Below are 26,263 nucleotides of genomic sequence, written 5' to 3'. Positions count from 1 at the left end.
AACCTGTGTGTGCGCGGCGCCTCCACGGTTCAGCGCCCGCCGCTGTTTTGCTGTTCGAACGCGCGCAACGTTTCCCGGCGAATCAGGTCCAGGCATTCGCGCTTGAGTTCGATAAAGTCCGGGCTGGTCAGCAGGTCCTGGGTACGCGGGCGCGGCAACGACACCTGGATGTCGGCGATGATGCGCCCCGGGCTGGCGCTCATGATCACGATGCGATCGGACAGAAACACCGCTTCGTCGATGTCGTGGGTCACGAACAACACGGTGTTGCCAAACTCACTCCAGATCTCCAGCAGGCTCTCTTGCATCATGATGCGCGTCTGCGCGTCGAGCGCGCCGAACGGCTCGTCCATCAACAGCACACTGGGATAATTGGCCAGCGCCCGGGCAATACCGACGCGCTGCTGCATGCCGCCAGATAACGTGGCCGGGTAAGCGCTGGCGTGGGCGGACAACCCCACCAGGGAAAGAAAGGTGCGCGCCAGGCTGAGTGCCTCGGTGCGGCCCATGCCCGCCATCAGCGGCCCAAAGGCAACGTTGTCGCGCACCGTTTTCCAGGGAAACAGGGAGTGCTGCTGGAACACCATGCCGCGATCCGGCCCCGGCGCGGTGACCGGCTGACCGTCCACCAGCAGCTCGCCACGGGTGGCGTTGACGAACCCGGCCACGGTGTTCAGCAGGGTCGATTTGCCGCAGCCGGAGGGGCCCAGCAAACAGACGAACTCACCGGGCTTGATCTCCAGATTGGCCCGCTTCACGGCCGCCATCCAATCGCCGTTGCGTTCAAATTCCACCGACACATCGCGGATCTGGATGTGCCCCCGGTCACGGGCTTTGCGAGTGCCGCCCCGTTGCGGGTGTGCTGGCGAGGTTCTCGAAATATCAAGCGCGGAAGTCATGTGATGCTCCTGGCGATACGATGCTGGGATTAAAAGGGGTGCTCAAAGATGCGTTCTTCATGCGTTCTTCCCCTGCGCCTGCCAGCGCAACAACGGCCGGCACGCCATCTTGATCATCAGGGTGCACAAGGTCCCCAGACCGCCGATCATCAACATGCCGATGATGATCTTCGGGTACTCGATCAGGGTGTAGGCGGACCAGGTGAAGTAACCGATGCCGTACTGGCCACTGATGATTTCCCCGGCCAGCAGGGAAAACCAGGCCACCCCCATGCCGATGGCCAACCCGGCGACGATGCTGGGCAAGGCACCGGGCAATACCACATGGCGCAGGATCGCGGCGTTGCTGGCGCCCAGACTGCGCGCCGCGCGCACCAACACCTTGGGGGTCTGCTCGACGCCGTGGACGGTATTGATCACGATCGGAAACAACGCGCCCAGAAAAGTGATGAAGATGATGCTCGACTCCTCGCTGGGCATCATCAGAATCGCCAGCGGAATCCACGCCACCGCCGGAATCGGGCGCAACAGTTCGATGTACGGCGCGATGATGTCCTCGGCCAGCCGCCAGCGGCCCATCAGCACACCCAGCGCCACGCCCAACACCACGGCGATGAGGTAGGCGATGCCGATACGCTGCAGGCTGTACAGAATGTGCACGTAAAAAGTCTTGCTGACGATCTCCTGCATCAGCGCGTTCCACACCACCAGTGGCCCGGGCACGTTTTCGAAATTGATGAACAGGTTAAAGCCGCTGGTCGATGCCCAGTGCCAGATCAGAATCGCCACGATCAGCGCGGTGGCGCGCACCAGGTATCGGTTCACCGCCTCCGGCAGGCGGCGCGCGCGACGCTTCACCGGCGCCGGCCCAGCCACCGCGGTGTCGGTGGCTGGGGTGTCGACCGGGTCGATCACCGGGCTGCCGATCTCGCTCTTTTCCAGACTCATGCTCTTTCTCCTTCCGGGATGGCCGCTATAAAGCCGCGACCGCCCCTTTCACGACCACGGCGGACTGCGCGGTGGCGGACGCTTTCAGGACCTGCTGATAGCTGTAAACGCTGCCTTCACCAGCGAACTCACGGGCATCATCGCGACGCATAAAGGCGGCGTATCCGGTGCCGTCGGCCACGTAAAAGGCGGTTTTGCCAAACAGTTTCAAGCCGCTGGACTTGTCGTAGACGTAGCTGACATTGATGTCATCGGCATCGTGGGTGCCCACCGCTTTGAGCATGGCGGCAATGCTGTCGTAGCTCTTGATGCCTTCGTCGGCGAACCAGATCTGCGCCGCTTCGAGGTGCGGATTATCCGGCGTCGGCTCGACCATGCTGTCCACCGCTTTCTGATAATCCAGGCCGGCGGCGGCATAGGCCTTTTTGATGTAGCTGTCGTCCACCCAGGCGTCGAAATCGAGATCCGGGATCTGCTTTTCTTTCTGCAGCAGTTGGTGGTCGTACTTCATGGCCTCCACCCACTCGGGCTTGACGCTGGCGTCCGTGGCGGTGATGCCGCCGTTGCTGAAGTACAGATACAACACTTCCCTATCGACACCGGTCCACTCGGCCACCTTGACCGCCGCGCGCATCGGGTCGTCACGAATCCATTTCTGCGCTTCCAGGGTGGCCTCAAGCACGGCTTGAACCACTTCCGGGTATTTCTTCGCGTAGTCCTCGCGCACCACGATGCCGTGGAACGTCGGCACGCCGGCCTGGCGACCGTCGTAGATTTTCCGGCCGGTACCACGGAATTCCATGATCTCGGACCAGGGGCAGAAATCCGCGTGCGCATCGATTTTTCCAGCGGCGATGTTGGCGGCACCCACCGGCGGCGATTGGTTGACGATGGTGATTTTGTCGAACAGACCTTCGTCGCGCAGGGCTTTAAGGGTCATGCCCCAGGCGGCGCTGCCCACCGGCGTGGAGATGGATTTTCCGGCCAGGTCCTGCAGGCTCTGCGCATCGGAATCCACCGGTACCACGATGCCGTTGCCAGTGCCTTCACGGTTGTAACCGGTAATCGCGATAAAGCGTGATTGCGCCCGGCCGCTCTGCTGAAACTTGGCGCCGTTGACGATCAGCGGATAATCTCCCATCACACCGAAGTCCAGCTTGCCGGCCATCATCTGGTTGGTGATCGGCGGCCCGGAATCGTAATCCTTGAACACAATGTCGTAGTCCGCGTCGGCGTACTTGCCATCCTTCGGCAGGTATTTCTCGATCAAACCCAGTTTTTCCAGCACCACACCACCAGAGACGGTGTTGGTCACCATGCTCTGGTGGCCAATGCCAATGCGAATATTCTCCGCCCAAGCGGGAGCGGTGATCAGGCTTAAAGCGGCACTCAGGCAGACCGCCAATCCGTATTTACCGTGATTCATGTCCGGCTTCCTCGTTGTGGATTTCACTTGTACTAACAAGACATCACCACTGCCTATAAAACGCATTTGCCGTGCCAGCTTTTTCGGGCAACAAGCTATCTCCATGTTTTTAAAAGGGTTATTTTTTTACGGTAGAAAAAGCTGGTTGAGTAAAACCGCGCGGTTTGCCCCCCGCTGGGGCAAACGCACCGTGCCCGCGCCCGCTCAACGGGCGCTGCCGTGCCCTGGGCTACAACAACTAGAACAAGTGCGGGGCAGGGTTGCGGCGACCGCGTTTTGATCCAGGCGGAAGCCGCCCGATGACGGGTAGGCGTGGGTTTTATCAAGAAATGCAGGAAGGCCACTCTAAATACAGGTGGTTATGACAAGAACTCATTTTTTCGATTTGCTTATTAACAATCCGGGAAAGCACGGTGGCACGGACCGGTCCTGGGCCGCGGCAGGGAGCACACGGCAGCGCCTCGGCGCCGCCCAGATGGCGGCGGCACGGTTATCGCCATCAGCAGCGTGTCAAACAGGCTCTGGCTGTAAAACAGGCGCACCCGGGGCGAGCCCTTGCAGAGCCTGGAAGCGGCTGCCGAGTGGGATCAGGGCGCGATCCCGCCCGGCGGGCGCCAGCAGGCACACGCCAAACGGCAGGCCATTGCCCCGCAACCCCGCCGGCACGGCCAGGGCGCATAGATCCAATAGATTGGCGAAATAAGTGTAATGCCCCATGTGCCGGTTAAGCCGGACCGGATCGGCACGCACCGCATCGATGCGGTAGGCGGTCGCCGCCGTCGGCACCATCAACAAGTCGATGCTGGAGAACGCACGGTCCACCTCGACCTCAAGCTCACGCAGGCGATATTGATAACGCACGAAGTCCACCGCGGTGTAGCCGGACGCCTTCTCGATAATCGCGGCGACCACCGGGTCGCATTGCCGCGCATGGGAACGTACGAAATCGCCGACCGAGGCGAGCCGCTCGGCGAGCGGCGGCCCCTCGAACAACAGATCGCCGGCTTCCTTGAACGGAGCGTAGTCGACATCCACGATGCGCGCGCCAAGCCCCACCATCTGTTCGATGGCGCGCTCAAAGCAACGCTCGGCATCGTCGTCGTCAAAAAAAGTGCGCTGCTCGCCGGTGGGCACTCCGACTATAAAGTCGCGCTCCGCGAGCGGCGGCCGCGACGGCGCCGCCTGGCGCCGTTGGTACGGATCATCAGGATCATCCACCGCCAGCACGTCGAACACGCTCTGCGCGTCCGCGCAATCCAGCGCGAAGATAGGCACACAATCAAACGACCGATTCGCGTATACCATGCCGGCGGTGCTGATCAGACCCGGCGTCGGCTTGAGCCCCACGATGTTGTTAAGCGCGGCGGGAATGCGCCCTGAGCCGCCGGTGTCGCTGCCCAACGCGAAGCTGACCAGCCCGGTGGCGACCGCCACCGCTGAACCGGAACTCGACCCACCGGGAATATACTCGGCGTTGAAACTGTTGACCGGATGTTGCGGTGCGCGAATACCGACCAGACCAGTGGCGAACTGATCCATGGTGTTCTTGCCAATCAGAATCGCCCCGGCCGCTTCCAACAATGCGACCGTGCGCGCGGAACGCGCCGGACGATAGGCGTACGCCGGACAACTCGCGGTGGTATCCAGCCCGGCGGCATCGATGTTGTCCTTGAGCGAGAAAGGAATACCGTAAAGCGGTAACGCCTCGGGGCTTTGATCAGCCAACTCGTGGGCGCGTTGCATCAGCGCTTGTTCCGGCACCAGGGCGGTCCATACGCCATCGCGGCCGCGCGCCTGAATACGGCGGTGGATTTCGCCAATGATGTCGGCGGGAGTGAAGGTTTCGCGGCGATAGGCCCGCGCCAACGCGGCGATGGCCAGCGATTGTCGATGAAGCGGATTCATGGCGTGCTTCCATGGGTTGGTGGAGGAGCGGCGGTCAGTGGTTCCAACGCACTACCCGCTGCGTGAGCCAGCCGAAGATTCGGTCGGTGATAGCCGAGATCAGACCCAATAGAATCAAACCGAACATCATGCGATCGATCTGCATGTTCTGCTGGGTAACGTCCAGGCGATAAGCGATGCCGGCGAAGGCACCGGCCAATTCAGCGGCCACCAGGGTGTAGAACGAAACGCTGATGGCGGTGCGCAAACCCATGAAGATATAAGGCAGAGAGGCGGGCATCAGCACGTCGAAGAGCATCCGCCGGCGCGGCGTGCCAAGGCAACGCGCGGCTCGCAGCAGCGTCTCGTCAACCCGCTGCACACCCAGGTGTGCCGATAGCCAGACGGTGAAAAATACGCCCCAGAACACCAGAAACCATTTGCCGGTCTCACTCAGGCCGAACCAGACGATCACGATCGGCACGAAGGCGATCGGAGGAATCGGACGCAGCATCTGAAAAATCGGCGACAACGCGGCGGAAACAAGCTGGCTGCTGCCTGTCAGCACGCCGACCAGGCTTCCCGCCACGCCGCCCACCACGAAACCGACCGCCACGCGGGAAAGGCTCCACATCAGGTCCTGAACCATCAAACCGGAACGCAGATATTCAAGCCCGGCAAGCGCCACCAGAGACGGCGGCGGAAATAATACGGCGTTGACCACGCCAGAACGGGAGGTCACCTCCCAGATCATCAGCAACAGCGGTATCGACGACCAGCGCAGGGCGACTTCCAGGGTGCGCACATTCAATTCAGATTCTCCCTCAGCGAATCGCGATCTTCACACGGGATGAATCGATTTCGCCCAGAACGTCCGGGAAAATCACCGTGGAGAAGTCAGGCATGGTCGCCCCGGTCGGCGCGTTACCGGTCTCCAGACGCCAGCGCGCGTGCGCGTGCAGTACGTCCAGGGTGCGCTGATCGATGACCACGTTAAAAATGTAGTCCTGCCACACCGAGACAAGATCGTCGACGTTCATCCCCACCGCCCTGGCGATAATCACCGGCGCCTCGTCGGGGTGAGCCTTGATCCAGCCTTCCGCCTCGATCATCGCTTCGAGAAAGCGTGTCACCGTGTCACGGTTCTTTTCAAGGTAGGGTTGCATGGTGACGATATTGAAAGTCTCGGAGTAAATTCCAGCGGTATCGATCTGCCGCACCTGATCACCCAGCGCTTTGCGGGCATTGGTGATATGCGGCTCCCAGATATTAATGGCGTCCACTCCGCCGGCCGCCAACGCGGACACCATGGTTTGCGGCTTGAGGCTGACCAGGCGAACGTCGCCCTTGGTCAGGCCGGCTGCCTTCAGCAGTGCCGACACATACACCTCACTGCCGGTTCCAGTGGCCAGACCAAGGCGTTTGCCCTCAAGATCCTGGATCGTTTCAATGCCGGAGGCGGTGGTTACCAGTGTCTTCAGATCCGAGTACTCCATCCTGGTCAGGAACGCGATCTCCTGGCCCGCCATGGCGGCGGCGGTGACCGGCGCCTCAGCCGTGGTGGCGATGTCGGCGCCGCCACCGATGGTCGCTTCCAGCGCCAACCGGCCGGACGTGAAATTGGATACCACAACGTTTAAGCCGTGTTTCTCGAAAATGCCCCGCTCCTTGGCAACAATCGTGATGCCGGAGATCGGTGACAGATTCTGTGCCAGGCGCACGGTCGTCATCGCAGGCTCGGCAAAAGCCGGGGCAAACAGGCAGGAGGCATACATGCCCGCCGCGATCAGAGCCGTTAGCAAACGGCGAGGCAAACTCTGGATCGGCATTCGGAAACTCCTTGAGGCGAACAAAAAATCGTGACACGACGTCTGCTTCGTGCCCCGCTCACGGGATACGAGAGAGCCGCTTCTCTAAATCCAGGCCCTGGGAAACGCTGGGACAGTTCGCGGCGCCATATCGGTTCTGATTCATACCCGGCGTCCTGGTTGGCAACCTCACTTGTACTAACAAGGCATCACCACCAACTTTAAAACGCATTTCACGTGCCAGCTTTTCGAGCCGCAGCACTATCTTCATGTTTTTAATGGGTATTTTTTTAAACACTGGTTGTCGTCAGCCAAGCGAGTCATCGCCAACCGCCCCGCATTGGAGCGCCCGCGCGACAGCGGCGCCCGATCCGCGTGCGCCGTGGCGACCGACGATAAGACAACTAGAACAAGTGAGCGCCCCGGCACGCAGAGCGCCTTGTATGGCAATCCGGTTTTTCCGAAACAGGCGTCCCTGGCCATCAATGTCCGCAATGGTTACCAGTGTAGATTCAGAAATGATGCGGCCGGAACGATTTCATTCTGATAAAAACATCTTTTTTCCCTATAAGACGCCGGCTGCCCGCGACACGACCCGACGGCCTTTTATCTATTTTTTTTTTGCTTTTTTGCCACTCCAGATAACTTGTCCCATTGCCTCAAGCGTCTGCCGGGCATAAAAGTGATGGGTCGCTTTGTTATCGCCGTATGGAGCTCCACAATGATCTCTCTCTCTCGCGAGCACGTTCAGCATCTTCTTCGTCTTTGGCGCGAGCCTTATCAGCAGCAGGACCTGGTCGCCAGCCGCGCGCTCAAATCGGTGAGCGTCGACAACGGCCGCATCGGTTTGAACATCACCCTGGGGTTTCCCGCCGATGGGTATTTGCGTGAGTGCTCGCGGGCATTGCGTGATTACCTGATGACGCACAGCGGCGCCACCGGAGTGGACATCGCGCTGGACTGGAAAGTCCGGGCCCACGGTGTGCAGGGCACGCTTGAGCCACTGCCGGGAATTCGCAACATCATCGCGGTGGCGTCCGGTAAGGGAGGGGTGGGCAAATCCACCACCAGCGCCAATCTGGCCCTGGCGCTAAGCGCCGAAGGCGCGCGGGTCGGGATTCTCGACGCCGACATTTACGGCCCCAGCCAACCGCGCATGATGGGCGTGACCGGGCGCCCGCACAGCGACGACGGCAAGAAGATGGAGCCGCTGCAGGGCCATGGCATTCAGATCATGTCGGTGGGCTTTCTGGTCGACGAGGACACGCCGGTGATCTGGCGTGGCTCCATGGTCACCAAGGCGTTGACCCAACTGCTGCGCGAGACCCGCTGGCGGGATCTGGACTATCTGATTGTCGATCTGCCACCGGGTACCGGCGATATTCAACTGACCCTGGCCCAGCAGATTCCGGTTAGCGGCGCGGTGATTGTCACCACGCCACAGGATCTGGCGCTGCTGGACGCGCGCAAGGCGCTGCGCATGTTCGAAAAGGTGGAGATTCCGGTGCTCGGCGTGATCGAGAACATGAGCACCCACGTGTGCAGCCAGTGCGGCCATATGGAGCCGATCTTTGGCGAGGGCGGCGGGCAGCGCATGGCCGAAGACTGCCAGGTGGAACTGCTCGGCCAACTGCCCCTGGAGATGGCGATCCGCGCCCAGGCCGACAGCGGCCGACCGACGGTGGTGGCGGCGCCCGAGGGGCCGGCCGCGCGGCTTTACCGCGATCTTGCCCGCCGCACCGCCGCGCGGCTCGCTCGCCGCTCGCTGGACCACCGCGAGCGCTTCCCAAGAATCGTGGTGCAGAACCAATAAAGGCGGCATAGGGACCACGCCGGATGCCGGACCAGGTGCCTGGCGCGCCAGCGTGTTGCCTGTTGCGTGTTGCGGCTCAGCAGTGGCACCGCAAGAGCAAATGTTAACTCCGTCACTGTAGCGATTCACCACTGCCTTCACCTGTCGCTTCATAGAAAAAAAATGCGTATTGTGGCGTTTTGATTTCAAGGTCAGGCAGTACGATGAAGCACGAGGAGAGTGCGAAGGCGGAGAAGTTCGTGGTCCGCTTCCCGCCCGGCATGAGGAACTGGATCGCCGACGCATCGCTGGGCGCCCACCGCAGCATGAATGCGGAAATCATTGCCCGGCTTCAACACAGCATGGACAACTGGCCCTCGACCCTGCCGCTAGGCCAGCCGGCCGTCGCCGCTGGCGACGAAGAACAATTTCTATTGGAGCGGTTCCGCCGCCTGCCGGCGGTGAAGCGTCAGGCCCTGCTGCGTGTGCTGGATTAGCAAGCGGCCGAATAACGCCCGGGCGCGGATCACGGGATTTTAATCCCACCCCCTGTTACCTTAGTCATTGACCCTGGAAGCGCTGCGCGAATAAGCGGACCCGCGCGGTGGCGCCGACCCGTATTTCGCCGTTTTTATCGGGAAACAACAGCCTTGAAGGACAAGCCTCAACGGATGAGTACTTTACCCAGCGGCAGCGATATTCACCTGCCGTGGCATTTGCGATTGCCCGGCTCACTGGAGCGCGATTTCTCGGAGTATTTCCGCAATAGTGTCGCCTCCGTGGCGCCCTGGGCGGCGGGCGTGCTGGTGGTTCTTCTGGTGCTGGCGCTGGCCACCGAATTCCACATTTCCCCCCAGGATGCCGCGCACACCTGGCGCCCGCGCCTGCTGTGCATCATGCTCGCGGTGGCCACCGCCGTTGCCGCCCGCCGCGAGGAATGGCGACGTTTTCTGATGCCGGCCTGCCTGGCGCTGTCGTTCGCCATCGCCCTGACCGGCGACTGGATGGGCCTGACCGTGCGGCACCCTCTGGCCTCCAGCCTGTTCCTGCAAACCCCGCTGGCGATTCTGATGATGTGCGTGCTGCTGCGGGTGCCGTTCTATTGGGCGTCGGCCTCCAGCGTCATCATGATCGCGGTGCTGGCGCTGTGCTTCTTCGCCACCGACCGTGTCGATCCCGATCAGGCCCTGGTGTTGCTGCTGTTGTCGCTGGCCAGCGCCAGCATGAGCCTGTTCGGTCAGTACATTTATGAACGGCTGCTGCGCCAGCACTTTTTGTCCGAGCACGTGCTGTTTCAGCACCGCGATGAACTGCACTCGGCCAACCGCATGCTGGAAAGTCAGGCCACCGTGGATGGCCTTACCGGTTGCCTCAACCGGCGAGGCATGGAAGCGCGTCTGAACGAGGTGCTGCACGGTTTCGTGCGCGGTGGCGGTGAGGAGCGGGTCACGCTGCTGCTGTTCGACATCGATTTTTTCAAGCAGTACAACGACACCTACGGCCATCTGGCCGGTGATGAATGCCTTAAGACGGTCGCCTCGATTCCTCGCTCCATGGCCCAGGGCAACAAGGATTTCGTGGCCCGCTACGGCGGCGAGGAGTTCGTGGTGGTGTTGGCGGACACCAGCCTCAAGGACGCCCTGGTGTTCGCCGAGCGCATGCGCACCCGCATCGAGCAACTGGGCCTGCCGCACACTGGCTCGCGCATCAGCCAGGTGGTCACCATCAGCGTCGGCGTCGCCTGCGTGGGCGGCGGCACCCGCGACACCCTGTCACTGATCAAATGCGCCGACGAGGCGCTTTACCAGGCCAAGGGCGCCGGCCGCAATCGCGCCGCCTACATGAACCCGGAAGGCCGCGTCGTTACCCTGTAGATCCTGCCAGCGGCCGGCGTCAGTAATACGGCGTGGCGTCGTCCACATCGAGCTGCTCCGCATCAAGCGCCTCGCGGCCGTAGTCACGCCATACGCCAGCGTCCAGAAACAACCGATAGAGATCCGGGTCCAGGTGCTGTTCATCGCGCATTCGCTGCATGATGCCAAGCGCCTCGGAGAGCTTCAGCGGCGTCTTGTAAGGGCGCTCACGCGCGGTCAGCGCCTCGAACACGTCGGCGATCGCCATGATGCGCGCGGGAATCGACATCTGTTCCCGGGTCAGCCCGCGCGGGAAGCCGCTGCCGTCCATGCGCTCGTGGTGGCCGCCGGCGTACTCCGGCACGCGCCGCAGCTTACGTGGAAAGGGCAGCGACTCCAGCATGTCGAGAGTGACATCCATATGCCCGTTGATGATGCGCCGCTCCTGCTCGGTCAGCGTCCCGCGCGTGATGCACAGATTGTGCACCTCATCGTCGCTGAGCAGCGGCCGTTGCTGGCCATGGGCGTCGGTCCAGGTGCGCGCCGCCAGCGCCCGCACGCGCAGTTTGTCCCGCTCGGCCATGGTCTCGCCGCCCTTATTGATGCGCTCAAGCAGGGCCAGGTCGTCGGTGAGCCCGGCGATTTCCGCCTCCAGTCGCCGCCGCAACTCCGGCTCACGACGTGGATTGGCCAGGGATTCCCGTTCGTAGCGGCGCTCGCTCTCGCAACGCAACACCGCGAAGCGGGCGGCGACCTGTTCAATGCGGTCATGAAGGGTGTGCAGCTTGGTGGATTTCTCCAGCACCGAATCCGGCGTCGCCAGCTTGCCGCAATCGTGCAGCCAGGCCGCCACCCGCAGCTCATACCAGCCGTCGTCGTCGAGCTGGAAATCGGCGAAATGGCGCCGATCCTCGCAGGCCGCCCGGGCCAGCAGCTCGGTCAGCAACGGCACCCGCTGGCAATGGGCGCTGGTCGCCGAGCTCTTGGCATCGATGGCCTGGGCAATCACCTTGACGAAAGCATCCAGCAGCCCCTTGAGCTCCTCGACCAGCAGCAGATTGTTGACCGCTATACCGGCGAAGCCGGCGAGCGCTTCCAGCAGGTTGCGGGTCGCCACCGGAAACGGGTCGGCGCCAGCGCCGTTGACCAGCTCCAGCACGCCCACCACCGTGCCCTCGTGATTGCGCAGCGGCACCAGGAAGCGGTTCTCTATCCGCGCCACCAGCCGCGGCACCAGCAGGGCCTGGTCCGCCTCATTCAACGGCTCGCCGTCGCTCAGGCACAGTGGCTCACCGGAGCGTACCACCCGCACCGCCGGGCGGTCGGCGCTGGCCTCGTCCAGTATCAGCCGGGGGCCCTCGTGGCGGCCGGCGGCCGGGCCGTCGCGCGCGCCGTGAAGCACGCACTCCAGCCATTCCCGCTCGGCGTCGTCACGGTACAACCACAACACGCCAGCGCGGGCGCCCGCGAGCGCCTGCGCCTGCTCCAGCACGGTCTCGATCAGCGGCGCCAGATCACGCTGGGCGCTGATGCGCCCGGCGACCCGCAACAACGGCGGCAAGCGGCCCTCGGCAAGCTGTTCCAGTTTGCTCATTCACCTTCCTTCTGCCCCGTGGTACCCGGGAAGCCCAAGCATAGGCATGGCTCGCGATCACCGTAAAGCAACCCAGACCGCCTATTTCCTTGAAGCCCATCCGGCTATTGCCTACCATTCGCCGGTTCTGCAACCAATATTTGGAACCCGTGTCACCCATGAGCGTGAGCTACAGACTGCCCGATGGGGCTACCTTGGAGTTCGACCAGCCGGCTTCCGGCGTGGAGATCGCCGAGCGTATCAGCAAGAAACTGGCCAAACAGGCACTGGCGGTGAAGGCCGATGGCCGTCTCACCGACGTGTACCTGCCGCTCACCGATGGCACGGCGGTGGAGATTATCACCCGGGAACACGAAGACGCCCTGGAGCTGATCCGCCACGATGCCGCCCATGTGATGGCCGAGGCCGCCCAGGAGCTGTTTCCCGATATCCAGGTGACCATCGGGCCAACCATCGAGAATGGCTTCTATTACGACTTTCACCGCGAGCAGCCGTTTACCCCGGAAGATCTCACCGCCATCGAAAAGCGCATGCAGGAAATCGTGCGCCGCAATGAAGAGATCCGCCGCGAGGTCTGGGACCGCGACGAAGCGGTGCGCTTCTTCCTGGATAAGGGCGAGAACTTCAAAGCCGAGATCATCGGCGATTTGCCCGCCGACCAGGAGGTCTCGCTGTACCGCCAGGGCGATTTCATCGATCTGTGCCGGGGCCCGCACCTGCCCGCCACCAGCAAGCTCGGCGACGGCTTCAAACTGATGAAGGTGGCCGGCGCCTACTGGCGCGGCAACGCCGACAACGCCCAGTTGCAGCGCATTTATGGCACCGCCTGGCGCGACAAAAAAGAGCTGAACGTCTACCTCAGGCAGCTGGAAGAGGCGGAGAAGCGCGACCACCGCAAACTGGCCCGCGAGATGGGCCTGTTCCACACCCAGCAGGAGGCGGTGGGCAGCATGTTCTGGCACCCCAAGGGCTGGCGAATGCGCAAGAACCTGGAAAACTACATTCGCGCCAAGATGGAAAACGGCGGCTACCAGGAAGTGTCCACCCCGCAAATGATGGACCGCATCCTGTGGGAAAAATCCGGCCACTGGGACAAATACGGCGACGACATGTTCACCGTGTGCACCCACGATCACCGCGAAATGGCGATCAAGCCGATGAACTGCCCGGGCCACGTGCAGATCTTCAAGCAGGGCATCAAGAGCTACCGGGACCTGCCGATCCGCCTGGGCGAGTTCACCGCCCTGTTTCGCAACGAGGCCCACGGCGCCCTGCACGGGCTGATGCGCGCCCGCTCGTTCAGCCAGGACGACGCGCACATTTTCTGTACCGAGGACCAGATCAACGAAGAGACCGCCGGTTTTATTCGCATGCTGCGCGAGGTCTACCGGGATTTCGGCTTCGAATCGTTCCGCATCAAATTCTCCGATCGGCCCGACAATCGCGCTGGCTCGGATGAGACCTGGGACAAAGCCGAGGGCGCCCTGCGCGCGGCGGTGCAATCCCTGGGCCTGGAATGCGAACTGAATCCGGGCGAAGGCGCCTTCTACGGCCCGAAACTGGAATTCGTGCTGCGCGACGCCATCGGCCGGGACTGGCAGTGCGGCACCCTGCAGGTGGATTTCGTGCTGCCCGAACGGCTCGACGCGGAATACGTGGCCGAGGACGGCTCGCGCCAGCGCCCGGTGATGCTGCACCGCGCGGTGCTCGGTTCGCTGGAACGGTTCCTGGGCATTCTGATCGAATCCACCGCCGGCCATTTGCCGCTGTGGATGGCGCCCACCCCGGTGGTGGTGTGCACCATCACCAACGCGGTGGACGACTACGCCGCCGAAGTGGTGGCCCTGCTCAAAGCCAAGGGCATCCCGGCGGAGCTGGACACCCGCAACGAAAAAATCGGCTTCAAGGTGCGCGAGCATTCCAAAGCGAAAACCCCGCGCATCTGGGTGGTCGGCGAAAAAGAGGCCGAGGAGCGCAAGGTGGCGATCCGCAGCCTCGGCTCCAAGGACATGGACGAAGCGCCGCTGGAACAAGCGGTGGAGCAACTGTTTCAGAGCACCCGGGCGCCGGTTTAATAACGCTGGACGCCTGACGCCGGACGCCGGACGCCGGACGCTCAACCCGGCACGCAGAGGATTGGCGTGTTTCCTGGCACGGCGTCACCATGCAGGTCGGCTTGAACGAAGAGAAAGCCGATAAAGCGTCCGGCGTCCGGCGTCCGGCGTCCGGCGTCCGGCGTCCGGCGTCCAACACCAAACATCAGGCTGCGCCCATGTTCAAACAAAACGAACACCAACCCCCCGGCTTCGCCGTCGCGCTCGGCGAGGCGCTGGATGATTTGCAATTCAACGACGCCGGTCTGATTCCGGTGATCGCCCAGCAGCACGACACCGGCGAGGTACTGATGTTCGCCTGGATGAACCGGGAAGCGATTGAAGAAACCCTGGCCACCGGCCGCGTCTGCTATTACTCGCGTTCGCGCCAGACCCTGTGGCGCAAGGGCGAGCGCTCCGGCCAGGTGCAAATGCTCAAGGAGTTGCGCGTCGATTGCGACGGCGATGTACTGCTGGCCCGGGTGGAACAGACCGGGCCGGCCTGCCACACCGGCCGCCGCGATTGTTTCTTCTGGAAACTGGACAACCAAAGGGCGGTGATCGACCAGGCGCCGATGATCGACCCCAAAGACCTGTATAAGGCCTGATACGGCATGCTGAAACTGCACAACACCCTGACCGGCACCAAGGACGAGTTCGTTCCCCTGGACCCGAACCGCATCACGCTCTACGTGTGCGGCCCGACGGTGTACAACTACGTCCACATCGGCAACGCGCGCCCGGTGGTGGTGTTCGACGTGCTCTACCGGCTGCTGTCCCGGCTTTATCCCCAAGTCGTCTACGCCCGCAACATCACCGACATCGACGACAAGATCATCAACGCCTGCGCGCAAACCGGCGAGCCGATGGCGGCACTCACCGAGCGTTTCAGCGCCGCCTTCGCCGAGGACATGGCGGCGCTGAACGCGCTGCCGCCGGTGATCGTGCCGAAGGCCACCGATCACATCGGCGACATGATCGCCATGATCGAAACGCTGGTCGCCAAGGACCACGCTTACGCCGCGGACGGCCATGTGCTGTTCGCGGTGGAATCGATGCCCGATTACGGCAAGCTGTCCGGGCGCAATCTGGAGGACATGCTGGCCGGCGCGCGGGTGGAAGTGGCCGACTACAAACGCCACCCCGGTGATTTCGTGCTGTGGAAACCGAGCAGCGACCACCAGCCCGGCTGGGATTCCCCTTGGGGCCGCGGCCGCCCGGGCTGGCACATCGAATGCTCGGCGATGATCCATAAGCACCTGGGCGACGTGATCGACATCCACGGCGGCGGCCAGGATCTGATCTTCCCGCACCACGAGAACGAGATTGCCCAGGGCTGCTGCGCCCACGGCACCGAGTACGTGCGTTACTGGATGCACAACGGTTACATCAATATCGACGGCGAGAAGATGTCCAAATCCCTGGGCAACTTCCGGCTGGTGCGTGATCTGCTCACCCACTATCCCGGCGAGGTGCTGCGCTTCGCGCTGCTTTCCAGCCACTATCGCTCACCGCTGAATTTCTCCGCCGACGTGCTCGATCAGGCGCGCAAAAGCCTGGACAGCCTCTACTACGCCTTGCTGGGCCGGGGTGAAAACGTCGTTGCCGCCAGCGGCTATCGTCTGCCCGAGGACCACCCGGTGCTGGCCGCCCTGCGCGACGATCTCAACAGCGCCGAGGCAATCAGCGCCTTACACGCCATCGCCGCCCGCCTGAACAAAGCCGGGCCCGGCGACAAACCGGCGCTGAAAGCGGAACTGCTGGCGGGGGCGGAGCTGCTGGGTCTGCTCGGCGAAGACCCCACCGGCTGGTTCCAGGCCGCCGGCGGCGACCACGATCTGGACGCGGCATACATCGATGCCCTGGTGGCGGAGCGCGACCAGGCCAAGAAGAGCCGCGACTTCGCTCGCGCCGACCAGATTCGTGATCAACTCAAGGACGCGGGCGTGCAACTGGAGGACACCCGCGAAGGCACCCGCTGGACCCGTGCCTGATCGGCGTCTCTAACCGGTAACGGCAGCCGCTATTATTCTATTCGCGTTTATTCGCATTTATTCGCGCCCGCGCCCGCGCGCGCGTAGCGGCCGGCCAGTATTGCCCCCACCAGAATCTGGATCTGGTTGTAGCACATGATCGGCAACACGATCATGCCGAACCCGGGGTGCCCCGCGAACAGCACCTTCGCCATGGGCAACCCCGAGGCCAGGCTCTTTTTCGAACCACAAAACACCGCCGCGATTTCATCCTGCCGGGCAAAGCCAAGCCGCCGGGTGAGCAGCACGGTCAGGGTCATCACCAACGCCAGCAGCAGCACGCACAGCACCAGCGCCACGGCGATCGCCGAGACCGGCAAGTGCCGCCACAAGCCCTCCACCACCGATTCGGAAAACGCCACGTAGACGATCAGCAGAATCACCGCCTGATCAAAGCGCGTCGCCAGCGTCTTGCGCCGGTCCAGCCAGGCCGCCAGCCAGGGGCGCAGAACCTGGCCAAGGGCAAACGGCAGCAACAACTGAATCACGATGTCCCGGAATGCGGCGGCCAGATCGAAGCCGCCAGCGCCGCCACTGGACACCAGCAACATCAACAGAAACGGCGTCAGCATCATGCCAAACACATTGGAAGCGGCGGCGCTGCACACCGCCGCGGGCACGTTGCCCCGCGCCAGGGCGGTAAACGCGATTGAGGATGAGACCGCCGAGGGCAGTGCGCCAAGATAAAGAAACCCCAGCGCCAGATCCTCGGGAATCCAGTGCGGCGCCAGCAGGCCGATGGGCAAGACCAGCAACGGAAACAGCACGAAAGTCAGCGCGGTGATCAGCACATGAAGGCGCCAATGCAGCGCCCCGGCGCGCACCTGTTGCCGGGACAACGCCGCGCCATGCACGAAAAACAGCAGCGCCACCGCCACACTGGCAGCCGGTGCCAGCACTTCGGCCAGGGTGCCACGCGCCGGCCACAGCGAGGCCAGCCCAATCGCCGCCATCAGTACCAGGGTAAAACGATCCAGATGTTTCATAGCGGCCGGCTCAATGCGTGCAGCGACGGCGCCAGCATCGCCCGGGCCAGCCGGGCGGCGGCATCGGCATCGCGCAGCTCAATGGCATCGAGCAATTTTTCGTGATCCGCCTGGGACGGTTCGGGCAATTCCGCATCGCGTTCGGTGTGCTCAATGGTGCGCGCCACCGCACTGCTGAAATAGCGGTACAGCGCCAACAGCGCCCGGTTGTGGGCGGCGCGCGCCACCGCCTCGTGGAAACGCTGGTCATGATCAATGCGCCGCGTCAGATCCTCACCGGCGGCGGCCCGCGCCGCCAGGGCCTCGCGCAATTCGCGCAGGTCCGCCGGCTGCCAGCGCAACGCCGCCAGCCGCGCCGCCTCCGACTCCAGCGCGATGCGGGTTTCCAGCTGCTCAAACAGTTCGGCCCGCTCAACGCGCCGCAACGCTTCCGCCGGGTCCAGGCGGGCCCGCACATAGGTGCCATCGCCCTGGCGGGTCTCCAGCAAGCCGGCATGCACCAGCACCCTGACCGCCTCGCGCACGGTATTGCGCCCCACTCCCAGCCGGCCGGCCAATACCGTTTCGTTGGGAATCCGCTCGCCCACCGGCCACTCGCCGTTTTCCACGGTCGCGCGCAATTGGTCCAGAGCCTGGTCCACCAGTGAACGACGGGGCAAAGCGGAGATAGTCATCGTGTCATCCCATGAATATTTGCCCAATCATCCTATGAATTTCACATCAAGGCAAGATGAAAAAAGAACAGGGAACAGGTTGAACTGGGTTCCCTGTTCCTCAGCTTGGGAACCGCTGAAGGCTTTCCTAGCGCTGATGGCTCTGCCCTAGCGCTGATGGCTTTCCTAGCGCTGATGGCTCTTCTACCGCTGATGGCTCTGCGGAAAATCCATCTCCTTCACTGAGTCATAACGGACCATGGCGTCGTCCAGGGTGGCGTCTTTGTAGGGGGCGGCGGTGGCGAGTTTGCGCAGGCCTTGCAGAGTTTCCTTGGGGGCGTTTTTGGAAATGGTGTTGGCGATGCCGGTGACGTTACCGCCCGGGTCGATAAAAGTCTGGAACTCGATCCGGGTCCAGCCATCGTCCAGCGGGGTCAGCACGAACTGGTCGCGCAGGGCCGCCACCCGCACCACGTCCTCGTGTTCCGGCTCACCTTCCACCGCGTGGGAGGCCAGGGTCACCGCTTTGGAGCTTTTATCCTGCGTCACCTTGGTTTGCACCAGAGCGTCGCGGTCCTTGGCGGGCCAGATGCCTTTGAAGCGGAAGTAGGCGCGGTGGTTATCACGCAGTTCCATGGCCTTGCATTGATACAGCCACTGCTCGCAGGCGGAGGCATCGGCCATCACCGCCATCACGCTGACAATCGGTGCCTGCACTTCGGTCACGCCTCGGAAGGCTTTCACATCACTGCCGTCCACGCCGCGCTCGAAGGTGCTGATGTCGGTGCGCGCTTCGCCTTTGTCCACCGGCTGCCATTGAGCCTCGGCGGCGCTGGCGACGCCGCTGGCCAGCGTCGCCGCCAAAGCCAGCGTGCCGATCCATACTCGTGCTGTTTTTTTCATGGTGTCTCCTTGGTCCGTGGGACCTGTCCCTGAAATAGTCACCCGATTTGACCTGTTCTCCGCGCTGGTGTCCCGGCCCCGGTTAGCTTTATCATCCATTTTTACAAGCGCGTTCCTGCGTCTTGTTGCAAACAGCTTGCAAACAGCCTTTCTTTTTACCGTGGGTGTGCCGTTGAAAACCGTTCTGCTCTCCGGTCTGCGTTTCTATCAGGCCGTGTTGAGCCCCTGGGTGGGCAATCAATGCCGTTTCTACCCGACCTGCTCGGAATACGCCCGGCAGGCGGTGGAAACCCATGGCAGCCTGCGCGGCAGCGCCCTGGCGGTACAACGGTTGTGCAAATGCCACCCCTGGCACGCCGGCGGCTTTGATCCGGTGCCGCCACGGCGAGATGCCGATGAATAAACGCCGGGCACACCACCGCCTGCTGCAACGGCTGCTGTTCGCCGGCCTGTTGCTGCTCGCCCAGAGCGTGATGGCCTGGCACGCGCCCTCGCACATCCTTGATCGTCACGACAACGGCTCCACGCTTTCCGCACAGCAGGACTGTGAGCTTTGCGTGCACGGTCATGGGCTGGTGGCCCTGCCCGGCACGCCGCCGCTGCTGGCACCACCGGCCGCGGCGGTCTCCGCTCTGGCGGCGATCAGTGTTGACACCGCCCCCACGTTCCCACCGGCCCACCCGGCCCGCGCCCCTCCCTCGCACCTCTGAAAACGTAATCCGCCCCGCTCCCGAACGCCGGGCATGGCAGGGGCTTATGGCTTTTTCTTGTTTTGTTATGTTATAACGAAACCTTGCTTGCCATTGGGTGGCCCCGGGCCGCTCAAACAGAGGTGTATTTCAATGAAGTTCAATCTCCATCCCCTGGCCGGGGCGATCAGCCTGTTGCTGGCCAGCCAGATATCCACCCCCGCCGTGGCCGCCGACGACGCGCCCACCGACTCCGACAACCACACCCTGGAAGCGGTGCAGGTGTCGGCGTTGCCGATGGGCTCGGACAGCAACCTGACGCCGGCGTCTTTCGATCTTCTCGAAGAAGACCTGCTGTTCCAGCGCAGTGAAGCAACCCTCGGCGACACCCTGGACGGCCTGCCCGGGGTGCACGCGGATACCTTTGGCGGCGGTGCCAGCCGGCCTGTGATTCGTGGCCAGAGCGCGCCGCGGGTCAGCGTGCTCTCCGATGGCGCCTCCCTGTTCGATGCGTCCTCAATCTCTCCGGACCACGCCACCACCGTTGAACCCATGCTGATCCGCAAGGTGGAAGTGCTGCGCGGGCCCTCCACTTTGCTGTACGGCGGTGGCGCCATCGGCGGCGTGGTCAATGTGCTGGATAACCGCATCCCCACGCGCATGCCCGATGGCGCCGTGGACGGCTTTATCGAAGCTCGCGGCAACAGCGTGGCCAACGAGAAAGCCGGCGCCGCCAGCGTCACCGCCCGCGCCGGCGACCATTTCGCGGTGCATGTGGAAGGCTCACGCCGGGACGCGGACAACTACGAGGTCAACGGCTTTACCCAAAAGGAGATCGACGGCAGCTACGCGGAAAGCGACAACGGCAGCGTCGGCGCCTCCTGGATCGGCGATCAGGGCTACCTGGGCCTGGCCTTTACCCGCCGCAGTGACGAATACGGCCTGCCCGGCCACAACCACGAATTCGAGGGCTGCGGCGCCAACGGCTCGCAGCTGGACTGCGGCGACGGCGGCCACGACCACGAACACGGCGAAGAAGAGGCGCCGCCGTATGTGGATCTGGACAGCAGCCGGGTGGATCTGCGCGGCGAGTACCGCCAGCCCCTGGACGGCATCAAAGCGGTACGGCTGCGCTCCGGTTACACCGACTACCGCCACTACGAAATCGAGGACGGCGAGATCGGCACCACTTTCCGCAACCGGGGCTACGACCTGCGCGTGGAAGTGGAACACGAGCCGCTGGCCGGCTGGAGTGGCGTGGTCGGCACTCAATACGCCGACAACGATTTCAGCAGCGAAGGCGAAGAAGCCCTGGTGCCGAAAACCAACACCCGGGTGCTGGGCGTGTTCGCGGTGGAGCGCTACCCGTTCGCCGACAACTGGCAATTGGAACTGGGGGCCCGCCACGAGCAACAAAAACTGAGCCCCGACGACGATGGCCGCGATCTGCCCTCCTCCAGCGAATCCGCTAATTCGCTGTCGGCGGCGCTGACCTGGGCGTTCCTGCCGGACTACAACGTGTCGCTGTCGGTGGCGCGCTCGCAACGCCTGCCCCAGGCCCAGGAGATGTACGCCCGCGGCGTGCACATCGCCACCAACACCTATGAGTGCGGCCTGCTCTCGGACGCCTACACCTGCGGCGGCACCGGCAACGACGCCGACGTGGAAAAGGAAACCTCACACAATATCGGCCTCAACCTGCGCAAGGTCAGCGGCCGCTTCACCTTCGACGTGGGCCTGTTCCAGAACCGGGTGGACAACTACATCTATGCCCGCACCCTGGATCAGATCGAGGAATTCCGCCTGATCAAATACACCCAGGACGACGTCGAGTTCGTCGGCGCCGAAGCGGAGATGAGCTACCAGTGGACCGAACGCCTTTCCACCACCCTGTTCGGCGACACCGTGCGCGGCCAGTTCGACCGGGGCGGCGATGAGCTGCCGCGCATTCCCGCGGATCGCCTGGGCGTGCGGGTCAACACCTTCTGGCGCGCCTTCGATGGTGAGCTGGAATTCTACCGGGTGTTCGCCCAGGACCAGATCGCCGGCTTCGAGAGCCGCACCTCCGGCTACGACATGCTCAACGCCACCCTCGGCTACCGCTTCGGCGGGGCCCAGCGCTACAGCGTTTATCTGCGTGGCAACAATCTGCTCGGCGAGAAGGTCTGGAACCACGCCTCGTTCCTGGCGCGCACCGTGCCGGAGCCGGGCCGCAACCTCACCGTTGGCCTGCGCATGGACTTTTAAGCGCCGCCACAACGACAGCACGTTCATACCAACGTTATGACACCCCCTTTATGACGCACCCCGGGCGCGGCCAGCGCCGGGGTGCAACAGGAGAAACCCCATGCAACACCCTCTGCTTGCCTCATTCACCGCCCTGACCGCCGCCGTGATGTTCGCCGGCTGCAACAATGACACCGGCAGCACCGAGCTGCCCGGCCAGGAAGAAGAGCATGAGCATGAACACACCGACCAACCGGGCCGCCTGGTGATCGGCGAGAGTAACGGCAGCAATTCACGGGTCCATGTCTATGACCTGGAAAGCGCGGCCATGGCCGGCGACTTCGCCCTGACCTACCCGCCCAGCGCCGTGTACAGCAGCCCCGGGCACCGTTACGCGGTGATCGTGCAGCGCGACAACGATCAGGCGCAGCTTCTCGACAGCGGCCTGGCCGTTCACGATGATCATGTGCATGAAGATCCGCCGCAATTGCTGAGCACCACTCTGAACGGCGTCAAACCCACCCACTATCAAAGCCACGAAGGCCAGGCCGCGCTGTTCTTCGACGGCGACGCCGACAACGCGCGAATGGCCAGCTTTCAATTGTTCAGCGACGCCTCCCTGGAGAGCGGCCCACTGCTGGCCAGCCAAACCCTGGCCACCGCCCACCACGGCATCGCTGAACCCTGGGAAGGGTATGTGCTGGCCAGTCACAGCGACAGCAACGGCGGCGCAGCCAGCGGCATCACCCCCTACCAACTGCATGGCGATCACTTCCATGCCAGCGCGCCGCTGGCCACCGCCTGCCCGGGCCTGCATGGCGGCGCCGCCAATCAAACCCACGCCGTGTTCGGCTGCCAGGATGGCGTGCTCTCGGTGGCCTTCACGGAGAACGGTTTCGAGGACAGCAAACTGCCACTGAGTGAGCGCATCACCCAACTGGTCGGCCATCATGAGCTGGCGCAATTCGCCGGTTTCGCCGGCGCCAGCCTGTACGCGGTGAATGCGGCCGCCGGCACCACCACGCTCATCGACTGGGCCGGCGGCGCTGTTGACGGCGACGGCAACCCGGTGGCACCGGCGGCGTTCGATCTGGACGCCCACGGCGAACATCTGGCGGTGCTGGACAACACCGGTACGCTGCATGTGTTGGAAGCCGCCGACTGGAGCCGCAAGGGCCAGGTGACGGTGCTGGACACCGTGGGCAGCGGCGCCAGCGCGCCACGGCTAGCGTTCAGCGGCGTCGACGATCATCTGTTTATCACTGACCCGGCACGACAGTCGGTCATCGTCGTTGATCTGGAAAGCGTGACCGTGGAAGACACCATCGAACTGGACTTCGCCCCCGCCGGCCTCGCCTGGACCGGCTTCAGCGAAGACGGCCACGACCACGAAGAGGAAGAAGACCACGACCACGACCATGAACACTGAAAACTGAAAACTGAAAACTGAAAACTGAAAACCCACGGCCAGCCCAAGCTGGCCGTGCCCCCCGTCGCCTTACTCAACGCTTTTCACTACAATGCGCTCTTCATTCAAACAGCAGTAGCGGGAGAATCCTGATGAAACGATGGCTGTTGGCCGCTTGCCTGGCGCTCCCCTTGAGCGCCGGCGCTGGTGGCTTCGCGGGGCTGGACTACGTCAGCAGCAAGATCGAGCCGGATCACGGTGGCAGCGCCAAACCCAGCGCCCTGCAGTTCAAATTCGGCACCTGGATCAACCGCAACGAAACCCTGGGTGGAGAAGTACGGCTGGGCCTGGGGGTGGGCGATGACAGCCTCGGCGGCGGCACCGACGTGGAAATCGACCGCTACTACGGCGCCTATTTTCGCGGCCAGTTTCCCAACACCCTGCCCATCCGGCCTTACGGTCTGATCGGCCTGACCCGCATGGAAACCACCGAAAGCGGCCCGGGCAACCGGGGCGGCGAAAACTACTCGGACATCTCTTTCGGCCTGGGCGCCGATTTCAGCCTCACCGATGTGGTGTTCGTGAGCCTGGAATACCTGCGCGCCGTGGACGGCGGTGACGGTGAAGTCAGCAACCTGGCGCTCGGTCTGAACGGGCGGTTCTGAGCAGACAGACGGGAAACGTTGAAAGTTAAAGGTTAAAAGTTGAAAGCGCGGATAGGGCCGTGCCAGTCGGCAACAGCTTGCCCGCGTTTTAACCTTTAACTTTCAACTTTCTACTGTTGTGTTGCGCGAGCCAACCTGCACGGCCGCTCTCCCGAGCGGCACTGTCTAATCATCCCGGTCAGGGAATAGGCAGGTAACCGCCGTCCACTTCCTTGGTGACGATCGCCACCGCGTTGTGGGCGTGCAGGCTCTCCAGGTGGTTCACCCGCAGCCAGAAGTCCCGGTAACACTCTTGCGGGTCCAGCGCCTGCTTGAGGCGCCGGGCGGCGTCCTCGCAGAACATCAGGTTCTGGCCATTGAGCAGGGCGAATTCCTGTTCGTCGACCCGCTTCACGGCAGTTTGAACCGGGGTTTTCAACGCGCCTTCAATGGCATCGATCAACGCCGTGATCGGGAACCCTTGGCCACAGGAATCGCCCAGCAATACGCGCACCTGCGCCACCGAACGCTGGCTGTGCGGCGTCGCCACCACACCCTGCTCGGTGCCCAGCCACTCGAACACCGTGTCGGCGTCAACCTTGCCCTCTTTGAAATCGCGACGGAACTGATCCTGAATCAACTGCCGCGCCAGCGCCGCCGAGCACGGGCAGGTGGAGGAATACGGCACTTCCACCGCCAGTTCGATGCGCATGCCCTCGTCACTGAGGGTGCCCTTGATCGTCACCGGGTAGCTCTTCCAGCCCGAATAACTGCTCTTCAGGGCCGGACGACGCATGGAATACTCGAAATCAAACTGCACGAAGCCCCGATCACTCAGGCCATCGTGGGTCTCCAGGAAGTTCTTCAGCAACAGCTCAATGGATTCCGCGCTCACCGAGTGATCGCCAAAGGTCTCCTCCAGCATCAGATACAGGCGTGACATGTGAATGCCCTTGGCATCCGGGTTGCTGAGGTTCACATAAGCCTGAATCGAAGTGCTGATCGGCCGCTCGCCGGCCAGGGTATCGCTGACGCGGGCCGGCAGGTGGATCTCGCTCATGCCCACCCAGTCCAGCGTGCTGTGGATATGATCCACCATCGAATTGGATGCCACATCGGGCATGTTCCGGGTGGTTTCCGCACCGCTATCGCGCTTCATGGAAATCTCCGTAGGGGCGACCCGCGCCGCTGAACGGCGCCGGGAGGGCGAACGCGACAACAGTCCGCCTGGAGTCGCCCGGATCACAAAGGGGACGAGAGTTTATCAGAAAGGCCCCGGCAAATAGACCTTCGAATGGTGTGGGTTTGGCAATCACGCCGAAAGCGGCCCGCTATCGGTGTCCGCCGCTCAGCGACCCTGGCGGGCCGCCTCGGCCTCTTCCTCGTGCAGCCGGCCGGTGATCTCCTTGAATTGATCCAGATCACGCAACGGCACGAACATCTCTTCGGCGCGGGCATGCTGGCGCAGCGCCTCGGAACGGGACACCGCCTGGGCCAGGTCACGCAGGGCGTTGTCGGTCTCGCCGAGCCCGGCCCAGGCGCAGGCGCGCTGGTAAAGCGCGTGGGCGTTGTCCTCGTCCACTTCCAATACCCGGTCACACAGGCTCAGCGCCCAACGCTGCTCGCCCAGCTCCAGGGCCGAATCCGCTTTCCAGGCCAGCGCCTCCGGGTCGTCCGGGCGCAGCTCCAGAATACGGTCATAAAGCTCAATGCGGTCCTTGTAGCTGGATTCCTTGGAGGCCTTCAACCACAGGCTGTGAATCTCGTTGGTGCGCTCGATCTCTTCCTGGTTCTCGGCGATGATCCGCGACTTACGGCGCAGCTCGTTCTCCAGATCCGCCAGGCGCGATTCGTACTCCACGGTCAGCCGCGACATCTCTTTCTCGGCGTACACCCGGATGTTGTCTTTCAGATCACGGATCGTGGACCAGCCCACCAACGCCAGAATCGAGGCGGCGCCGGCGATCAGATAGAAAAAGTACGTCACCGTGTTGGTGGCATACCCCATCGCCTTGTCAGCCACCTCCAGCTCGCGGTCGGTGACGATCCGGTTCATGTCGTTGCGGTACTCCATCATATCCTGACGCAGCGTGCGCAACTCGCCGAGAATCCAGTTCTCCCTGAACTGGGAGATCACCGGCCCTTTCTCGATCTCACTTTGCGCTTCCACCGGGGAGGCGGGCGCCTGCGAGCCCTCCCCGGCCCCACTCTGGGCGGCAACGCTCAAGGGCACACTCAGAGTGCACAACAACAACAACCACGGCAGTGGCGAAACTCGCATCACCTAAGACCTGTTCACACTGAATTTAATGGCCGCGCCGGACACCTCCGCCCACCGGCCGATCACCTGTATCCGCCCGGCGCCCGCGGCGCCCGGCCACATCCGCGCATGGTCTCATTTAGACCGGAGCCGCGCCAGCCGGG

Annotated in this window: 23 protein-coding genes; 11 read left to right on the top strand and 12 right to left on the bottom strand. The window is 63.1% G+C overall.

The window, feature by feature from the left end; all coding sequences use genetic code 11:
* Window positions 1-29: 29 nt before the first annotated feature.
* The 6 genes from CGS25_RS10025 to CGS25_RS10000 form a co-directional block, all read right to left on the bottom strand.
* A complete protein-coding gene (locus tag CGS25_RS10025) occupies window positions 30-899 on the bottom strand; it encodes an ABC transporter ATP-binding protein (protein WP_089033385.1) in 870 nt (289 codons plus the stop codon).
* Window positions 900-956: 57 nt separating this feature from the next.
* Complete coding sequence (locus CGS25_RS10020) at window positions 957-1,847, bottom strand: ABC transporter permease (RefSeq protein WP_101675367.1); 891 nt, start codon at window positions 1,845-1,847, stop codon at window positions 957-959.
* A gap of 25 nt (window positions 1,848-1,872) precedes the next feature.
* Window positions 1,873-3,273 carry an ABC transporter substrate-binding protein gene (locus CGS25_RS10015; RefSeq protein ID WP_101675366.1) on the bottom strand — a complete coding sequence of 467 codons (1,401 nt, stop codon included), beginning with the start codon at window positions 3,271-3,273 and terminating at the stop codon, window positions 1,873-1,875.
* 510 nt (window positions 3,274-3,783) lie between these two features.
* Window positions 3,784-5,178, bottom strand: a complete 1,395-nt coding sequence (gene atzF, locus CGS25_RS10010; RefSeq protein WP_101675365.1) for an allophanate hydrolase — start codon at window positions 5,176-5,178, stop codon at window positions 3,784-3,786.
* Between the two features lie 34 nt (window positions 5,179-5,212).
* Window positions 5,213-5,962 carry an ABC transporter permease gene (locus tag CGS25_RS10005; RefSeq protein ID WP_198588749.1) on the bottom strand — a complete coding sequence of 250 codons (750 nt, stop codon included), beginning with the start codon at window positions 5,960-5,962 and terminating at the stop codon, window positions 5,213-5,215.
* 19 nt (window positions 5,963-5,981) lie between these two features.
* Window positions 5,982-6,986 (bottom strand): ABC transporter substrate-binding protein, encoded by a 1,005-nt coding sequence (locus CGS25_RS10000; RefSeq protein WP_198588748.1) that lies wholly within the window; start codon window positions 6,984-6,986, stop codon window positions 5,982-5,984.
* A gap of 700 nt (window positions 6,987-7,686) precedes the next feature.
* On the opposite strand from CGS25_RS10000, the gene apbC reads away from it, so the two are divergent.
* The 3 genes from apbC to CGS25_RS09985 all read left to right on the top strand — a co-directional run bounded on the left by apbC (window position 7,687) and on the right by CGS25_RS09985 (window position 10,631).
* Window positions 7,687-8,778: an iron-sulfur cluster carrier protein ApbC gene (apbC, locus tag CGS25_RS09995; RefSeq protein WP_101675364.1), complete on the top strand. Its 1,092-nt coding sequence runs from the start codon at window positions 7,687-7,689 to the stop codon at window positions 8,776-8,778.
* A 203-nt stretch (window positions 8,779-8,981) separates the two neighbouring features.
* The gene (locus tag CGS25_RS09990) at window positions 8,982-9,254 is read left to right on the top strand and encodes an Arc family DNA-binding protein (RefSeq protein WP_089033390.1); all 273 of its coding nucleotides are present in this window, start codon (window positions 8,982-8,984) and stop codon (window positions 9,252-9,254) included.
* A gap of 174 nt (window positions 9,255-9,428) precedes the next feature.
* On the top strand, window positions 9,429-10,631 hold the full coding sequence (locus CGS25_RS09985) for a GGDEF domain-containing protein (RefSeq protein WP_101675363.1): 1,203 nt from the start codon (window positions 9,429-9,431) through the stop codon (window positions 10,629-10,631).
* Between the two features lie 19 nt (window positions 10,632-10,650).
* Here CGS25_RS09985 and CGS25_RS09980 read toward each other — a convergent pair whose 3' ends face one another.
* Window positions 10,651-12,204: an HD-GYP domain-containing protein gene (locus tag CGS25_RS09980; protein WP_089033392.1), complete on the bottom strand. Its 1,554-nt coding sequence runs from the start codon at window positions 12,202-12,204 to the stop codon at window positions 10,651-10,653.
* Between the two features lie 158 nt (window positions 12,205-12,362).
* Between CGS25_RS09980 and thrS the strand changes: the two genes are divergently transcribed.
* The 3 genes from thrS (at window position 12,363) to cysS (ending at window position 16,291) form a co-directional block, all read left to right on the top strand.
* Window positions 12,363-14,279 carry a threonine--tRNA ligase gene (thrS, locus tag CGS25_RS09975; protein ID WP_101675362.1) on the top strand — a complete coding sequence of 639 codons (1,917 nt, stop codon included), beginning with the start codon at window positions 12,363-12,365 and terminating at the stop codon, window positions 14,277-14,279.
* 197 nt (window positions 14,280-14,476) lie between these two features.
* Window positions 14,477-14,905, top strand: coding sequence for a phosphoribosyl-AMP cyclohydrolase (gene hisI / locus CGS25_RS09970; RefSeq protein WP_089034595.1), 429 nt, complete (start codon window positions 14,477-14,479; stop codon window positions 14,903-14,905).
* 6 nt (window positions 14,906-14,911) lie between these two features.
* A complete protein-coding gene (gene cysS / locus CGS25_RS09965; protein ID WP_089033394.1) occupies window positions 14,912-16,291 on the top strand; it encodes a cysteine--tRNA ligase in 1,380 nt (459 codons plus the stop codon).
* 47 nt (window positions 16,292-16,338) lie between these two features.
* Here the strand turns inward: cysS and CGS25_RS09960 are convergent, their stop codons facing one another.
* The 3 genes from CGS25_RS09960 to CGS25_RS09950 all read right to left on the bottom strand — a co-directional run bounded on the left by CGS25_RS09960 (window position 16,339) and on the right by CGS25_RS09950 (window position 18,872).
* Window positions 16,339-17,316 (bottom strand): bile acid:sodium symporter family protein, encoded by a 978-nt coding sequence (locus CGS25_RS09960; RefSeq protein WP_089033395.1) that lies wholly within the window; start codon window positions 17,314-17,316, stop codon window positions 16,339-16,341.
* The gene (locus tag CGS25_RS09955) at window positions 17,313-17,990 is read right to left on the bottom strand and encodes a FadR/GntR family transcriptional regulator (RefSeq protein WP_089033396.1); all 678 of its coding nucleotides are present in this window, start codon (window positions 17,988-17,990) and stop codon (window positions 17,313-17,315) included. The genes CGS25_RS09960 and CGS25_RS09955 overlap by 4 nt, the downstream gene beginning before the upstream one ends.
* Before the next feature lie 183 nt (window positions 17,991-18,173).
* Window positions 18,174-18,872, bottom strand: coding sequence for an START domain-containing protein (locus CGS25_RS09950; RefSeq protein ID WP_089033397.1), 699 nt, complete (start codon window positions 18,870-18,872; stop codon window positions 18,174-18,176).
* A gap of 172 nt (window positions 18,873-19,044) precedes the next feature.
* Between CGS25_RS09950 and yidD the strand changes: the two genes are divergently transcribed.
* The 5 genes from yidD (at window position 19,045) to CGS25_RS09925 (ending at window position 23,860) form a co-directional block, all read left to right on the top strand.
* The gene (yidD, locus tag CGS25_RS09945; protein WP_101675399.1) at window positions 19,045-19,275 is read left to right on the top strand and encodes a membrane protein insertion efficiency factor YidD; all 231 of its coding nucleotides are present in this window, start codon (window positions 19,045-19,047) and stop codon (window positions 19,273-19,275) included.
* Entirely contained in the window at window positions 19,268-19,582 is a 315-nt protein-coding gene (locus tag CGS25_RS09940; RefSeq protein ID WP_101675361.1) for a DUF2946 family protein, read from the top strand. Before yidD ends, CGS25_RS09940 begins: the two co-directional genes overlap by 8 nt.
* A 132-nt stretch (window positions 19,583-19,714) precedes the next feature.
* Entirely contained in the window at window positions 19,715-21,808 is a 2,094-nt protein-coding gene (locus tag CGS25_RS09935) for a TonB-dependent receptor domain-containing protein (RefSeq protein WP_101675360.1), read from the top strand.
* A gap of 100 nt (window positions 21,809-21,908) precedes the next feature.
* A complete protein-coding gene (locus CGS25_RS09930; protein WP_101675359.1) occupies window positions 21,909-23,216 on the top strand; it encodes a hypothetical protein in 1,308 nt (435 codons plus the stop codon).
* A 131-nt stretch (window positions 23,217-23,347) separates the two neighbouring features.
* Window positions 23,348-23,860, top strand: coding sequence for an outer membrane beta-barrel protein (locus CGS25_RS09925; RefSeq protein WP_198588747.1), 513 nt, complete (start codon window positions 23,348-23,350; stop codon window positions 23,858-23,860).
* 178 nt (window positions 23,861-24,038) lie between these two features.
* On the opposite strand, the gene folE2 is transcribed toward CGS25_RS09925, so the two are convergent.
* Window positions 24,039-24,998 (bottom strand): GTP cyclohydrolase FolE2, encoded by a 960-nt coding sequence (gene folE2, locus CGS25_RS09920; protein WP_089033402.1) that lies wholly within the window; start codon window positions 24,996-24,998, stop codon window positions 24,039-24,041.
* A 189-nt stretch (window positions 24,999-25,187) separates the two neighbouring features.
* A complete protein-coding gene (locus CGS25_RS09915) occupies window positions 25,188-26,120 on the bottom strand; it encodes a tetratricopeptide repeat protein (protein ID WP_089033403.1) in 933 nt (310 codons plus the stop codon).
* Between the last annotated feature and the right edge of the window lie 143 nt (window positions 26,121-26,263).

Origin of the sequence: Alloalcanivorax mobilis, assembly GCF_002864685.1 — a bacterium.
GTDB classification, from domain to species: domain Bacteria; phylum Pseudomonadota; class Gammaproteobacteria; order Pseudomonadales; family Alcanivoracaceae; genus Alloalcanivorax; species Alloalcanivorax mobilis.
Note: the sequence above shows the minus strand (reverse complement) of the source record. Positions and strands in the feature narration are given on the sequence as shown.